Annotated in this window: 6 protein-coding genes; all 6 read right to left on the reverse strand. The window is 72.2% G+C overall.

The features are described from left to right. Nucleotides 1–12: 12 nt before the first annotated feature. From AC07D6_RS28975 to AC07D6_RS29000, 6 genes are read right to left on the reverse strand one after another with little or no spacing between them, the layout of a single operon-like run. Nucleotides 13–3,276: a non-ribosomal peptide synthetase family protein gene (locus tag AC07D6_RS28975; RefSeq protein WP_479049258.1), complete on the reverse strand. Its 3,264-nt coding sequence runs from the start codon at nt 3,274–3,276 to the stop codon at nt 13–15. Next, nucleotides 3,273–4,547: an MFS transporter gene (locus AC07D6_RS28980; RefSeq protein ID WP_479049260.1), complete on the reverse strand. Its 1,275-nt coding sequence runs from the start codon at nt 4,545–4,547 to the stop codon at nt 3,273–3,275. The genes AC07D6_RS28975 and AC07D6_RS28980 overlap by 4 nt, the downstream gene beginning before the upstream one ends. Continuing rightward, nucleotides 4,544–5,692 carry a capreomycidine synthase gene (vioD, locus tag AC07D6_RS28985; protein WP_479049262.1) on the reverse strand — a complete coding sequence of 383 codons (1,149 nt, stop codon included), beginning with the start codon at nt 5,690–5,692 and terminating at the stop codon, nt 4,544–4,546. Before vioD ends, AC07D6_RS28980 begins: the two co-directional genes overlap by 4 nt. After that, complete coding sequence (gene vioC, locus AC07D6_RS28990; RefSeq protein WP_479049264.1) at nt 5,689–6,774, reverse strand: arginine beta-hydroxylase, Fe(II)/alpha-ketoglutarate-dependent; 1,086 nt, start codon at nt 6,772–6,774, stop codon at nt 5,689–5,691. The genes vioD and vioC overlap by 4 nt, the downstream gene beginning before the upstream one ends. Further along, complete coding sequence (locus AC07D6_RS28995; protein ID WP_479049266.1) at nt 6,771–7,874, reverse strand: cysteine synthase family protein; 1,104 nt, start codon at nt 7,872–7,874, stop codon at nt 6,771–6,773. Before AC07D6_RS28995 ends, vioC begins: the two co-directional genes overlap by 4 nt. Nucleotides 7,875–7,886: 12 nt before the next feature. Beyond that, the gene (locus AC07D6_RS29000) at nt 7,887–15,275 is read right to left on the reverse strand and encodes an amino acid adenylation domain-containing protein (protein ID WP_479049268.1); all 7,389 of its coding nucleotides are present in this window, start codon (nt 15,273–15,275) and stop codon (nt 7,887–7,889) included. Nucleotides 15,276–15,566: the final 291 nt, after the last annotated feature.

Genomic DNA, 15,566 nt, shown 5'->3' on the forward strand with positions numbered 1-15,566 from the left:
TTCCTGCGGGTGTCATGACAGACCTCGGTCCGTCAGGTGGAGTTGGATTCGTCGGATCTCGCGTGCGAGGAGCTGTGCGGTGTTCCGGGACACCGCCCCGGGGTCGTGCTCGAGACGGCAGCGCAGACCGCCGTCGGGCCCTTCGTGGCAGACCAGGGCGATCGGCTCCGCCCCGGTCTCCCGCCAGACGACCGGCACCGGGGCGCGGCGCAGGGGAGCCGTGCCGGGAGCGGAACTACCGGGTGCGTCGGGGTAGTTCTGGAAGACGAACGTGGCGACGGGACTCCGTACCGGCGCGGGCAGCCCGCCCAGCACCTCGTCCGGATCGGCGGCGTCCTGCTCGACCACCGCCGCCAGCCCGTGGTGCAGCAGCCCGAGTCGCTCCGTCGGAGCACCATCCAGCCGCACCGGTACCGGCATCGACCGAGCCAGGCAGGCTACGGCACCGTCGATGCCCGGCAGGTCGACGTTGCGCCCCGAGGACACCACGGCCACGGGGAAGTCGCTCTGCCGGCAGACACGGCCCAGCGCCTCGGCGAACACCAGCAGGTGCACGGCGCTGAGTGTGCACCCCTCCGCCACGGCGATGTGGCGCAGCGCCCGGTCGGCCCTCGCTGGTAGCTCCCATTCGTCGTACTGTCGCGCCGCCTGCGGCTCCAGTGGTCCGGGCGGCAACGCCAGCGGTTCCACCGCGTGCAGCGCTGCCAGCCACTCCGGCGAGGGCTGCGGTGGCCGGAGGCGCTGCAGCCTGCCGATCAAGTCCCTCAGAGACAGCGGGACGGGCGGAAGGGGCCGGAAGCGGTTCGCGCGCAACGCCGCGTACACGGCTTCGAACTCCCGCTGGACCAGCTCCCAGGACCAGCCGTCGGAGACGACGTGGTGCAGGGTCCAGGTGAGGGCGAACCCGTGCGCGCCCAGGTCGAATGAGCACACCCGCAGCAACGGTGGCCCGGCGAGGTCGAAGCCGGCGCGCAGTTCGGCGTCACCGACGGCGCGGACGGCCTCCTGCTGCTGATCGCGGGCGGACCGGCCGAGATCGTGGTGGGCCAGGTGGATCACCGCGTCGGCGCCAGGAACCTGCTGCAGGCCGTCCGCCAGGTCGAGCACCCCCATCCGCAGGAGTTCGTGCCGTTCGGTGAGCAGGTCCAGGGCGCCTCGCAGGGCTTCAAGGTCGAGCACCTCGTCGTAGAAGTGGGTCTCCTGGACGAGTCCGGGCTGCTGCTCCTTGCCGGACAGCAGCGCCGTCAGGGCGAGGCTGCGCTGGGCCGGCAGCAGGGGAAGCGGCATGCTGGCGTCGTACCCGGGTGCCTCGGCCGGGTGCCGGGGCGGGGCGGTGAGTGCCCGAGTGCGGTCCAGGTGGTAGGCGAGCCTGCGCACGGTGGGGTGGGCGAACACGTCCATCGCCTGGATCGGCAGTCCCGCCTCGGCGCACCGTTGCCGCAGCCGGATGGTGGCGATGGAGTCGCCGCCGCTGCGGAAGAAGTCGTCGTCGGGGCCGAGTCCGGCGTGACCGAGGACCTGGCGCCACAGGTCGAGCAGACGGCGCGCGGTGCCGGTGACCACCTGGGTGTCCGTGTCGCCCTCGACGTCCGGCGGCAAGTCTCCCATCAGGTCGGCACAGGCGTGCCGGTCCGTCTTGCCGCTGGCGGTCCGGGGGAGGGAATCCACCACGAGCAGCCGGGACGGGACCATCGCGGCCGGCAGCACGTCGAACAGCGAGGTGCGCAGAGCCGCCGTACTGACCGGGACCGCCGTCACCACGCACGCGGCGAGGGTGGTCCGGCCGCCATCCGCGGGGGCCGCGAAGGCGATCGCGTCGGTGACTTCGGGGAAGGAGCGCAGCGCGGTCTCCACTTCGACCGGCTCCACGCGGACGCCGTTCACCTTCAGCTGGTCGTCACGGCGCCCGGTGAAGAGCAGTTCGCCGTCCCCGGTGCGGCGCACGAGGTCACCGGTGCGGTACCAGCGGGTTCCGTCCCGGGTGACGAAACGCTGCCCGGTCAGCTCGGGGTCGGCGAGGTACCCGCGGGCCAGCCCGACGCCGGACAGGTGCAGCTCGCCGTCGGCGTGGACGGGGCAGGGATGGCCCTGTGCGTCGAGCACCGCAGCGGTGATGCCCGGGAGCGGCCGGCCGATCGGCGGCGCGACGCCCTCCACCGGGGCGGTCACCTCGTGCGCGGTGGCGTCGACGGTCACCTCGGTGGGACCGTAGACGTTGAACAGGCGGTGGCCCTGCTCCCAGGGCCGCCACTGGTTGACCAGGTCGCCGGGGAGCGTCTCCCCGGCGAGTATCAGCGCCCGCAGCGCGGGCAGCACCCGCTCGCCCGCGGCGATCCGCCGTGCGCACAGCTCCACCACGGGTCGCCACAGGGAGGGCACGGAATCCCAGTGGGTCACGCCCTCCTGGACGAGCCAAGCGTGCAGGCGCGCTCCGTCCACCCGGACCGCCTCGGGCACCGGCAGCAGGGTCGCGCCGCACGACCAGGCCGAGAAGATCTGCTGGACCGAGGCGTCGAAGTGGAGCGAGGCGTTCTGGGTGACGCGGCTGCCGGGCCCCATGCCGGTAGTGTGTTGGACCCAGCGGACGAGGTTGACCGCGCTGCGGTGCTCGATCTGCACCCCCTTGGGGGTGCCTGTGGAGCCCGAAGTGAAGATCACGTAGGCCAGGTCGTGCGGTCGTGGGCCGCTCCCGCGCGCCACCGGGCTGCCGGACCCGCCGGACTCGTTAGGGTCGGTGGCCTCCGGCAGCTCGCCGTACTCCACCAGGTCCCCCCGGAGTAACCGGGCGCGTTGGAAGGGGAGTACCTCATCGGTGATCAGGGCCCGTGTCCCGGGCAGCGCGAGCCGCGCCCATCCCTCAGCGTCGGTCACCACCGCCGCCACACCGGCCCTTTCCGCCACGGCGCGCTGCCGCGAGGGAGGGCTGTCCGGATCGAGGGGCACATACGCGCCGCCGGCCAGGAGAACGCCCAGGAGCACCGGGTACACCGGCAGGCCGCGGTGCCCCACCACGCCGACCAGGGGGCGTTCGGCTGGCAGAGCCGCGACCCAGGAGGCCACCGCGCCCGCCCGGCCGATCAGCTCCGCGTAGGTAAGCTGCTGTTCGCTCAGCCGTACGGCGACGGCCGCTGGGGTCCGGGCCGCCTGGTCGAGCACCAGGGCGGCCAGCGTGGTCTCGTAGTCCCAGTCCGGTTCGGGTCCCGTGAGGACGGCGGAGGCGGACCGTACCTCCCGCTCGGTGCGCAGATCCCATGTGGTGAAGTCCAGGTCCGTCATGGCTTACCCCCAGGGCCGCCCAGTGGCTGCCCGTCGAAGTGGACGTTCTCAACCGTGGCCCGCAACCCCCGGGCCACCGTGGCGTACCCGGCCAGCGCGAGCAGGACGGCATCGAGGAACAACACCGTGCCCCGGGCACCGAACAGGTCCAGCAGCAGGCCGGTGAGGGCGTAGCCCAAGGGCACGCTGCCCTGCGACAGCAGAGTCATCAGGCCCTGGGCCCTGCCTAGGTGGTCGCCCGGCACCTGCGCCATCAAGTACTTCATCTGCATCACGTTGAGGACGGCGACCTGGAAGGCAATGAGCCCCCAGACCGTCGCGATGCCCCAGCTCGGTACGTCCAGCAGCAGGGCCGGGAAGAACGCGGCGGTCAGCCAGTGCTTGCCGATGACCGCGGCGCGCAGTCCCAGGGTCAGTTCGACGCGGCGTGCCAGCGCAGAGCCGGCCAGACTGCCGACCCCGGCCGCAGTGAAGACCGCGCCCACCTCGAGCCCTGACGCGCCGCTCTCCCGGGCCAGCACGATCAGCAGCAGGCCGATGCCGGCGAAGACGAAGTCGCCGATGGTGGCCAGCACCGTCAGGCAGCGCACCACGGGCAGCCGCAGGATGACGCGGGCGCCCTCGGTCAGCTCGCGGCGCCAGCGCAGCGGCGCGGAGTCCGCGTCCGGACCGAGCGGGGAGCGGATCGCCAGGAGGGCGACGGCCAGGACGGTGAACGACAGCGCGTCGACCAGGAACGGTGCGGCGGGACTGACCGTCTCGAACAGCAGGCCGGCCAGCGGCGGGGCGAGCAGGGCGGAGACACCCCAGATCGTCTCGTTCTGACCGGCCGCCTCACCGAGCCGGTGGGGGCCGGTGATGTGCGGCAGTGCTGCGGTGTTGGCGATGCGGTACGCGGTGGCGGTGGCACTGTTGCACAGGGCCACCAGGTACAGCTGGGGGAGGGTCAGCGCGTCCATGAGGAACGCGACCGGCACGGTGGCGATGGACACGGTGCTGACGAACGCGGCCGTGGTCATCACCGATCGGCGTGAGACCCGGTCCACCAGCACGCCCAGGGGCAGCCCCAGCACCAGCGGCGGGATCGCCTGGACGCTACCGACCAGTCCCGCGTGGAGCGGCGATCCGGTCACCAGCAGCACCAGCAGGGGCAGGGCGACCCGCGTGGCCTCGTCGCCGACGGAGCTGAGCAGGGTGCCGCCCCACCAGAGGCGGAAGTCGCGGTTGTCCCGCAGCCGTTGTGGCCGCCCCTCGGCGGCCGTGGCCGTCATGGAGCCGCCCCCTGTGGTGACGCGGTGCGCACCGCCACCGACGCCACCACGTCCAGGGCGCGGTTCAGGTCCGCCGCGGGCAGAGAGAACCCGACGCGCATACGGTCCGGATGGCCGAAGCAATCGCCGGGTACGGTCAGCACCCCGTGGTCGGTCAGCAGGGTCTCGCACAGCGCGGCGGTGTCCGGGTGTCCGGGGAACCGGGGGAAGGCGGTCACTCCACCGCGCGGTACCACACAGTCCACCACGTCGGGACGGGCGGCGGCCCACTGCCTCAACCGCTTCCGGTTCTCCCTCGCCTCGATGAGCCGGGGCGTGATCAGAGCCTCGGCGTTCTCCACGGCGACCGCCGCCAGCAGTTCGATCAGCGGCGACAGGCTCAGCGTCAGGTAGTCCCGGTACCGCAGGAACTCCGGGACCAGCCGTGTCGGCAGCACGCACCAGCCGACCCTCAGACCCGGTAGGCCGTACGCCTTGGACAGGGTGCCGAAGGACAGGGAGCGCTCCAGGTCCCGTGTGGGGTCGGGCAGCGGGGGATGGTCGAGGGTGAGGTCCGCGAAGGCACCGTCCCATAGCAGCGTGGCACCGCTGCGCTCGACCAGGTCGAGGAAGGGCGCGCGATCCGCGGGGTCCAGACAGGCCCCGGTCGGGTTGTGCGGGAAGTTGACCACCACCAGACGGGTTCGGGGGCTGAGGACCTCCCGCAGGTCGTCGAGATCGGGCTGGAAGCCGTTCTCCGGCCGCAGTGGCCAGACGCGCAGGACGGCGCCCAGAGAGGCGGGCAGCGCCGCCAGCGAGTGGTACGCCGGTGCCGGCACCACGACTTCGTCCCCCGGGGCCAGCAGCGCGTGAAAGGCCAGGAACAGCGCTTCGCTCGACCCGTGCGTCGTCATCACCGTGTGGTCGGGCCCCGGGCGTACCCGTGCCGCGATCGCGGTCCTCAGCCGTTCGGTCCCCGTCGGCGGGCCGTCCCGGAACACCAGGCGGTCGAGCTCGTCCTCGCGCAGGTCCGCGTCCAGCTCCCGCAGGGCGCCCAGCGGGTAATTGTGCACTCCGCTGCTGCTGATGTCGGTCGTGGCGCGGAAGTAGCGTTCGCGTAGCCAGTCCTCCAGAGCGGCCCGCCGCAGGCCGCCCGGCCCCCTCACGCGTGCCCCAGGACGCGTGAGCCGGCATCGGCTCGGACCCGGCGGGAGCGGCTCAGGTCCCGGGTGACGTTGATGCGCTTGAGCCAGCGGTCCCGGCCGTCGTAGCGCGGCTCGAAGGCCCTCCTACCGTGAACGGCGTGACGGTTGTTGATGAAGGCCACGTCGCCCTGGTCCAAGACCACGTCGTACAGCGCCGTGCCGATGCCCTCACGCAGTTCGGCCAGGGCCCGCGCCGCTTCGTCGTCTCCCTCGACCGGGGCGCTGAAGTCACCGTCGATGCACAGGTGCGGGGCGGCGCGGTGACCGGTCAGGATCGGCACGGGGGAGGGGTGGTCGCAGGCATTGGTGATGTCCGCGAAGTGCCGGTCGTCCGCGCTCGTGGACACGTTGTTCACGGGTTGGTGGGAGTCGTCGGGCCTGATGAGGAAGCGTGCCTGGAACAGCAGGTCCACGGTGTCGCGGTCCAGCCGTTCCAGCGGGACGCCGGCCAGGGTCGTGGCCACCTGGTCCGGATTGCGCAGCGAGAACAGCCCGACGTAGTCGGCGCGGTAGGCGGAGAACGCGTCCTCGGTGTGCCAGCCGAGCTCCAGCCGGCTGCTGGAGCTGACCAGGCTGCGTTCGCCGCCCCGGATGGGCAGCACATCGGTGACCACCCGGCCGTCTTGCTGGGTCGACCAGGCGAAGACGTCCCCGAGCAGCGCCGCGTAGAGCGTGAGCAGGAAGGAGTACGGCCGGGACTCGGAGGTGCGCGCCTCGCGCCAGTGCTCCGGGGTGGGGCCCAGCCGGTCGTCGTCGACGTGGTTGCCGCGCAGCAGCAGGGCGTGTGCGCTCTCCCCGAGCCGGGCCCGTTCGATGTGTCGGCGCACCCGGGCGGGCATGTCGTGGGCGATCGTCCCGGCCTCGACGAGGAAGTCGGGCGCGTCCGCGTCCGCGTACCACCGGGCGCAGTCGAGCGCCAGGTCCTGGGCGGCGGTGGCCTCCTCCTTGCTGAGCCGGAGTTCGGCGAGCGCTGGCGTCGCGGGGGACGGGCCTCCCATGGCGCCGGGCAGTGCGTGCTGGGGCGGGGTGCCGGGCACGGTCATCGTGGTGAGTCCTCCTTCGGTGTGTGGGGGCTGTCAGCGGCGTCGCCGAAGCGGAAACCCGCGCAGGCCGCTCCCATGCGGTGCCGCAGGCGGCTCGCCTCACCGGGCAATCCGATGCGGTCGAGCCAGCTCGGGTGGTAGACGGTCGGGACGTAGTGGTCGCCCAGGTCCGGACAGAGACACACCACGTTGCGGATCTCGGGGTGCCGGTAGAGGTAGTCCAGGCAGCCGGCGATCACCGCTCCGCTCGAACCGCCCAGGGATATCCCGGTGTCCTCCCGCAGGGTGTGGCAGCACGCGACGGCCCGCCGTTCCTCCACGGCCAGGACCTCGTCACAGTGGGACGCGTGGACGAACGAGGACCGCCGGCTGGCGCCGATCCCCGTCAGGACTCGGGGCCCGGGGGTACCGCCGAAGACGGTCGATCCCTCCACGTCCACGGCGACCACCCGAACTCCGGGCCTGGCGCGCCGGAAGTAGCGGGACAGCCCGGCCAGCGTCCCGCCGGTGGAGACCGCCGCGAACAGCGCCTGCATTCTCTCCCCGGCCTGTGCGTCGATCTCGGGGGCGGTCCACGTCTCGTGGATCCGCCAGTTCGCGTCGTTCTCGTACTGGTTGGGCCATACGGCATGGGGCAAGTCGCGCACCAAGGAGCGGACCCGGGCGATCCGGTCCTGCAGATGCGTCGTGGCGTCCGCAGAGGTGGCGACCCATTCCAGCTTCCCGCCATTGGCCTCGATGGCATGCTGGATGACGGGGGACTGCCGGTGGTCGACGACGGCGACGAACGGCAGGCCCAGGTCGTGGCAGATAGCGGAGAGCGCCAGACCGAGATTGCCCGAGGTCGACTCGACGACGGTGGTGTCCGGTGAGGTGATCTCCCCGGCCACGGACCTGATGAGGCTGAGCGCGGTGCGGCCCTTGATGGACCGCCAGGGTGAGTGTCCTTCCAGTTTGAGGGTGATCGACCTGGTCGTTCCGGCTATCTCCGTCTCCACGGTCCGCACGGGCACCAGCGGGTAGCCGGCGATCGAACGCTTCACGTACTCCAGGACGCGGTGTTCCGGTGTCACCGGGGGTTCCAGCGGTGGTGTCGTCATCGGAGCCTCCTTTCAGCTCAGCGCTTCCAGTGAGGCGTCCGTGCCGGTGAGGAGCGCGAACAGCGCGGCCTCCCACCGCCGCACGACGCGGTTCATCCGGCCGCGGTCGATCCGGTGGGGCCGATGTTCGAAGACACCGACGATTCCATCAGGGGTGTCGAAGACCTCGAGCAGGAGCCCGAACTTGGTGGTGCCGTTGAACCGCGGCGCCATCCGCTCCACGTGCAGGCCGTCGATCCGCAGTGTGGCGCGCTGGTCCAGGTAGGAGAAGGCCACCTCGGAGCCCGGGGGCTGGCCTCCCCGCTCGCGGTGTCCCACGTGGTCCACGATTGTGTCGAAGGGGACGTGGGCGTGGCCGAGAACCCGCTGCCACGAGGTGTTCACCGCGTTCAGGGCTTCGCGCACCGAGGTGCCGCGCAGGCCGCGGAGCCGCAGCGGCACATGGTTGATGAACAGTCCCACCAGTTCGGCGGTCCGGGCGTCGGTCCGGTTGGCGGTCTCCACGCCGATCACCGGTTCACCGGGCAGCTCCGCCGCCAGGGCCGCTCCGAAGGCGGTGAGCGTCAGCAGGAACGGGGTGGCTCCGAGCTCCGCGGCGACGGTCCGCAGCTGCTCCGACAGCCCGGTCCCGAGCGCGACGGTCCTGCTGAGGCCTACCGTGTCTGCTTCGGCGGGAAGCGGCGGCAGGGGGAGTGCCGTACCCGGTACGCCGGTCAGTTCCCGGGACCAGAAGGCGAGGTGGGGTTCCAGGGCACTCCCGGCGGCCTGCTCCCGCTCCCACCACGTGTAGTCGGTGAAGGTGAGACGCGGCATTTCCGGAGGCGGTACGGCTCCCTCCCGGTGCCGGCGGTACAACCGCTCCAGATCCTTCCACAGCACGTCCAGCGACCAGCCGTCCACCACGAGGTGGTGGGCGGTGAACAGAAACAGCCGTACGTCGTCAGCGAGCCGAGCGAGGGTGCCCGACACCAGGGGCCCGTCGAGGGGGAACACCCGTCGGACCTCGCGCTCCAGCAGCTCCCGTTCGCCCGGTGCGCCCGCGACCCGCAGATCGATCCGGCGCAGCGACGGCCCATCCCGGGACACCGTCAGCTCTGGCCGTTCGTGCCCGGTCACGTGGCTGCGCAGCGCGTCGTGCCGCCGTACCAGGTCGCCCCAGGCGGCTTCGAACGCCGTTTCGTCCAGGGGTCCGTGCAGCCGGAAGCCCTCGGGCACCGTGTAGGTCGGGGTACCTGGCCGTATCTGTTCCTCGACCCACACCCGGCGCTGTGCGGCCGACAGCGGAGCCCGGTCGCGGGCCTCGGGGCGCGGCCGCAGCCCGGCGCCCGTGTCGTCATCCTCCGTGGGCAGGGCAGCGGCCAGGTCCCGCAGCACGGGGTTGCCCAGCAACAGCGGCAGGGGAACCCGCACGCCGAGCTCCGTGCGGATCCGGGCGGCGAGCGTAGCGAGCAGCAGCGAGTGCCCGCCCAGGCTGAAGAAGTTGTCGTCCGGCCCGACCTCCGGCACCTCCAGGAGCTCGCGCCATATCCTGGCGATCACCCGCGCGGTGCGGCCGCCCGGTGCGCGTGTCCGGGGGTCGGGCCCGGTGTGCACCTCGCCGCCGACGTGCGGTGCGGGAAGCGCGGCGCGGTCCAGCTTGCCATTGACTGTCAGCGGCAGCCCGTCCAGCGTGACCACGGCCGTCGGCAGCATGTAGGAGGGCAACCGCGCGGCCAGCGCCGCACGCAGCCGCGCCCCGGCTCCCGGTGCCCTGGGCGAGTCGGTGACAGCGTAGGCAACCAGGTGAGCCGCCTCAGGGACGTCGGCGCGTCGTACGACCGCGACGGCCGTCCTGACGCCCGGCTGCCGGCACAGCAGGCTCTCGATCTCGCCCAGCTCGATGCGGTGGCCGCGCAACTGCACTTGGAAGTCGTTGCGACCGTGGAAGTCCAGCAGGCCGTCGGCGGTCAGCCGGCCCAGGTCGCCGGTGCGGTACATGCGGGAACCGGCAGGGCCATAGGGGTCCGGCAGGAACCGCTCCGCGGTCAGGGCGGGGCGACCCAGGTAGCCCCGGGCCACGGGGGCACCCCCCACGTACAGCTCTCCCACGGTGCCCACCGGCACGGGACGCAGCAGTTCGTCGAGCACGTACACCCGGGTGTGCGGGAAGGGCCGGCCGATGGGCAGGCGCTCGGCCTCGGTCCACCCTCGAACATCCCAGTCCGTCATCTCCACCGTGGTCTCGGTGGGCCCGTACATGTTGCGCAGTTCACCGGGCAGGAGCTCCAGGCAGCGCCGCGCGGTCTGCACCGGCAGTGTCTCACCACTGGTCATCACCTGGCGCAGCGTTGGGCACCGGCCGGGCCCGTCGAGCGTCTCCAGCAGCACGTGCAGCATGCTGGGCACGAAGTGGGCGACAGTGACCCGCTCCCGCTCGATCAGTTCCACGAGATAGTCGGGGTCCGCGTGCCGCCGGGGCTCGGCCACAACCAGGCACGCGCCGGTGCACAGGGCCCAGAAGACCTCGCGTACCGAGACGTCGAAGGACAGCGGCGACTTCAGGAGCAGCCGGTCGTGCGGCGTAAGCCCGAACCTGTCCTGCAGGGCGGTCAGGTAGTTGACCACGCTGCGGTGCTCGACCATGACGCCCTTGGGGTGCCCGGTGGAGCCGGAGGTGTAGATCACGTACGCCAGGTCGGCCGGCCGGGCGACCGGAGCCGGGGAGTCGGCCGGGAATCCGGCCGTCGTCGCGGGATCGTCCACGAGCAGCACGGTCGGCACGGTGGGACCGAGCAGGTGCGCCCATCGCCGCTGTGTGACCGCGAACCGGACCGCACTGTCGGCCAGCAGGGCGTCCACCCGCTCAGGAGGGGTGTCCGGTTCGATCGGCACGTAGCCCCCGCCGGCCTTCAGCACGCCGAGCACCGCGATCAGCGTGTCCGCGCCACGCGTCACGCACAGCGCCACCGGGGTGCCCGGCACCACACCGCGCGCTCGCAGCGCGTGCGCCAGTCGGGAGCTGCGCTCGTCGAGCTCGCGGTAGTCGAGCGTACGGTCCGCGGTGACGACGGCGGTACGGTCCGGGGTGCTCGCGGCCTGCCGGGAGAACAGGTCCGCGACCGTGGCGTCCGGTAACGGCCCGGTGCCGCCCCGCCCCGCCTCCAGTACGGCACGAACCTGGTCGGGCGGCATCAACGGCAGGTCGCGTACGGGGCTGTGCGGGGAGCGGGCCGCTGCCGTCAGCAACGTCTCCAGCTGGCCCGCCCACCGCCGCACCGAGTCCGGCCGGTAGACGTCGGTGCAGTACTCGACCTTCAGGGACAGTCCGCCGTCGCGCGCCGGTGAGAAGGTGAACACCGCGTCGCACTGGGCGGACCCGTCGTCCGTCTCCATCACCCGGGCCGTCACGCCAGGAAGGTCCAGCACGTCGGTGTACTCGTCGTACAGTGCGACGATCTGGAACACGGGGGTGCGCCGGGCGTCACGGACGGCCCCGAGCCTCTCCACCACCTGGGCGAAGGGAGCCGCGGAGTGCTCCATGGCGCTGAGCAGTCCCGCTCCGGCCCGTTTGACCAGCGTGGTGAAGGGCGTGCCGGGTTCCACGGGCCAGCGCAGCGCCACACTGTTCAGGCACAGGCCGACCACGTCCTCCAGGCCCGCGTCGAACCGGCCGGCGACGGCGCTGCCGAGCACCACGTCCCGGTGGCCCCCGGTCCTGTGCAACAGGGCGCTCAGCCCCGCGAGCAGCACCGAGAACGGTGTCGTGCGGTGATCGGCGGCAAGTTCCCGGACCGCCGCGCAAGTGTCGGCGCCGAACTCCAGGTGGAGGGCCGCGCCCCGCCCCGTGCGCTGGGGCGGACGGGGCTGGTCGAGCGGGAAGGTGACTTCGTCCGGCGCGTCGCCCAACACGTCCGTGAAGTACTCCAGGTCACGGTCGACCGTGCCATCCTGTCGCCGGCGACGCTCGGCGTCCAGGTACCGCTCGTAGCCGGCGGCCGGCTCACGAGGGCCCGTGCCCGCCGAGACCCGGGCCCGGTAGCAGGCCGCCAAGTCCTTGAGGAGGACGTCGGTGGACCAGCCGTCGCCAATGATGTGGTGCAGCACGATGACCAACAGGTGGTCGTCCTCCGCCAGCGGCACCAGAGCGGGACGGAACAGGGGTCCGTGTGCGAGGTCCAGCGCGGCGACCTGTTCTGCCAGGACCCTGCGTAGCGTCTCGTCCGGGGACTCTCCCCGTTTTGGCGGCACCACCTGGAGGGCGAGCGACCGGGTGGCCGCCTCGCGGCGTACCGGCACGCCGTCCCGCTCGGGGAAGCAGGAGCGCAGCGCGCCGTGCCTCTGTGTCACGGCGTCCATGGCTCTGGCGAGCGCGTCCACGTCGAGCCGTCCGGTCAGCCGGTGGGCGACCGTGATGGTGTACTCCGCAGGGGTGTGCGACAGCTGCGACAACAGCCACATCCGGTGCTGCGCGGAGGACAGTCCGGTCCCGTGTGCGGGTGCGGCGGGCGGGGAACCGTCGTCTTCGGCGGTGTTCAGCGCCTCGGCCAGCCGTGCCGGTGTCGAGTGGTCGTAGACGGTACGGACCCCGACAGCAGAACCGGTCACGGCCCGCAGCTGGGCCACAAGTCGGGTGGCGTGCAGCGAGTTGCCGCCGTGGGCGAAGAAGTCGTCGTCCGCGGCGAGTGACACGCCACCGAGCGCTTGCGACATCGCCTCCCGGACGAGGGGCTCCCAGCCTCCGGCTGGGTGCGCGCCGGGCCGGGGCGAGCCCTGCGGGGGCGCGTCCTGCGGAGGGGCGCCGTCCGCTTCCTCGTGCGGACAGGACGCCAGTAAGGCCAGCGCGGCACGGTCCGTCTTGCCGTTGGGGGACAGCGGGAGGGAGTCCAGCCGCACCAGGGCGGCAGGCACCAGGGCCCCGGGGAGACGCTCCAGCAGAAAGGAACGCAGCTCCGCGGGGTCGGCCAGGGTGCCGGTGAAGAAGCCCACCAGCCGGGCCTGCTCCCGATCCCCCTCGGCCACGACCGCCGCGCCCGTCACCGAGGGGTGGGCGACCATCGTCGCCTCGATCTCACCGGGCTCGATGCGCCGGCCGTGCAGCTTCACCTGGTGGTCGATCCGCCCCAGCAGTTCCAGCTCGCCGCCCGGGGTGAGCCGTCCGAGGTCCCCGGTGCGGTACAGCCGGGCGCCGGGCGCGCCGAACGGGTCCGGGACGAAGCGCTGGGCGGTCAGCGCCGCCCGGCGGTGGTAGCCCCGGGTGACGCTGGCCCCGCCGAGGAAGACCTCACCCACCACCCCGGCGGGCACCGCCCGCATCCCGCCGTCCAGGACGTACGCGGTGGCATTGGCCATCGGGCGCCCGACGAGCACCGGTGACGTCCGCCCGTCCCGCGGGGGGATCCACCACGTGGAGTCGACAGAGACCTCGGTGGCTCCGTAGAGGTTCACCACGTCTGCCGCCTCCAGGCGATCGTGCAGCGCGGCCACCAGCGTCCCGTCCAGCGGCTCGCCGCTGACGAAGACACGGCGCAGGCCGCGGCACCGTTCCGGGTCGAGCTGCGGCACCACCAGCCGCAGCAGGGAAGGGACCATGTGCAGGCCGGTGACACCCTGCTCGGCGATCAGTTCGCCGAGGTACCGGGCGTCGGTGTGGCTGCCCGATCGGGGCAGGACCACGGCGCCGCCGGTGAGCAGGGGCAGGAAGATCTCGTAGACGGACACGTCGAAGGAAAGCGACGTGGCCTGCAGCATCCGGTCCCGCGGGCCCATGGGGAAGTGGTGCAGCATCCCCAGCAGATAGCTGACGATGCCCCGGTGCTCGACCAGGACGCCCTTGGGCCTGCCGGTCGAGCCGGAGGTGTAGACGACGTAGGCCAGGTCGGCGGGAGACAGGGGGACGTCGGGCGCGGTGGCGGGCCGGTGTGCGTATTCCGCGCCGTCGCCCGGGCCGATGGGGAGGACGGTCCTCAGCTTCCCGCCGGCGGGGGGCAGCCGCTGGTACGACCCGCGACTCGTCAGGACCACCGCGGCCCCGGAGTCGTCGAGCATGTGGGCGATGTGCGCCGTCGGATAGGCCGGGTCCACCGGAACGAAGGCGCCACCCGCCTTCATGACCGCCAGCAGCGCGACCACCGCCTCGGGGCCGCGGTCCGGGAGCACGGCTACGCGGGCGCCCGGGCCGACGCCGGTGGCGCACAGTTCGTGCGCCAGCCGGTTGCTGCGTTCGCACAGTTCGGCGTAGGACAGCCGGGTTCCTTCGTGCACCACCGCGACCGCCTCGGGAGTGCGCCGTGCCTGCGCGTCGACCAGGCCGCACAGGGTCAGGTCGGCGTGACATGCGGCGGGTGGCGCGACGATGGTGGCGTTGGGCTCCGCGACGACGGCCCGGTACTCGGCCGGAGACATGACCGGCAGGGAGCCCGGAGCGGCGAGGGGGTCCCGGGCGGCCGCCGTCAGCAGCGCCGCCAGGCGGGTGGCCCACAGGCGGGCGCCGGTTTCGTCCAGCAGGCCCGGGGCGTGGGCCACTCCGGCGAACAGCTTGCCGTGGGCGTCCACCAGCCTGAGGACCAGAGGATGGGCGGACGGGGCATCATCAGCCGTCCACCAGCGGGCCGGAAGGGTCACCGGCTCCAGACCAGTGACCGCCAGCACAGAGTCGTGGCGCTCCAGGTACGCGAATCCGACGGGCCCGGCCAGGCCGAGGGAGTCGAGGGGGCCGGCCGGGTCCGCACCGGTGTCCGCGGGCCTCTCGCCGGTCGTCCGTGCGGAGCGCAGCAGGTCCTCCACTGCGTGTGCGGCGGTGACGAACGACGTGACACCGGAGAGGTCGACCAGGAGAGGAGCGCAGGCGCGTGAGCGGCCGGGGGATCCGGCACGGCCTGGTCCGTCACTGAAGACACCGAGTTCGAAGCGGGGTTGTCCGGCGAGTCGTGTAAGCAGTACGGACCAGGCGGCGGCGCAGACCGCCTCCGGGCTGGTGCCACACGCGGTCACCAGACGGGACAGACCGTGAGCGGCCGTTTCGCCGAGCATGACGGTAGTCAGGGAGCGACGGGCCACGCGCCGGGATGCGACGGCCGGGCCGTTGGCCGGCTGGGACGGCACGGCTGCGAGGGGGCGCCCCGGAGTCGGCGGGCGGTGGGGCGCGGTGATCCGGTCCTCGTACGCCGAGAACAGCTCCTCGGTCAGCAGCCGCAGGGCCTCCGAGTCGACCACCAGCGGGTGCCCTGTGACGACGAGTCTCCAGCGACCTTCTCCCTCGCGGACCAGATCCCCGCGCACGAGGGGGCCGTGCCGCATGTCGACGGGCGCGGCCCCGCGTAAAGCCCCGATCTCCTCTCCTGCCTCACCCGCGTCGAACACGCACAGCCTCGACGGGCCCGAAGCCGTTTTGTGGCGGCTGTCCAGCGTGTCGTGCCACGCCATTGCTAGCTCTTTCTCGTCCAATGCTCCGCGCAGCGACAATTCCCATTGCAGCCATGGCAGAGCGTGGAGTTCTGTGGTGCTGACTTCTTGGTGCTCCGCTTCCGATTCCGGGCCGGCCAAGAGGCTCTCCTCGATGTCATCGACACTCCCCGGCAGGGAAAATTAGGGGTGAACGGGGAGTGAGGGTCGTCGGCGTCGCGACGTGACCATGATGGCAAGGTTGCGCTGTATTCCTCAATTGTTCTCGAGTAGTGAGGGAGCTGGCCATTTCGTCAGAGGGACACCGCTACC

The organism is Streptomyces sp. NPDC045287 (genome assembly GCF_056432325.1).

Excerpts from the sequence above, each read along its gene's own strand:
- AC07D6_RS28975 (WP_479049258.1), bottom strand. The coding sequence starts at position 3,276 with ATGACGGACCTGGACTTCACCACATGGGATCTGCGCACCGAGCGGGAG.
- AC07D6_RS28995 (WP_479049266.1), bottom strand. The coding sequence starts at position 7,874 with ATGACGACACCACCGCTGGAACCCCCGGTGACACCGGAACACCGCGTC.
- AC07D6_RS28980 (WP_479049260.1), bottom strand. The coding sequence starts at position 4,547 with ATGACGGCCACGGCCGCCGAGGGGCGGCCACAACGGCTGCGGGACAAC.
- AC07D6_RS29000 (WP_479049268.1), bottom strand. The coding sequence starts at position 15,275 with ATGGCGTGGCACGACACGCTGGACAGCCGCCACAAAACGGCTTCGGGC.
- vioC (WP_479049264.1), bottom strand. The coding sequence starts at position 6,774 with ATGACCGTGCCCGGCACCCCGCCCCAGCACGCACTGCCCGGCGCCATG.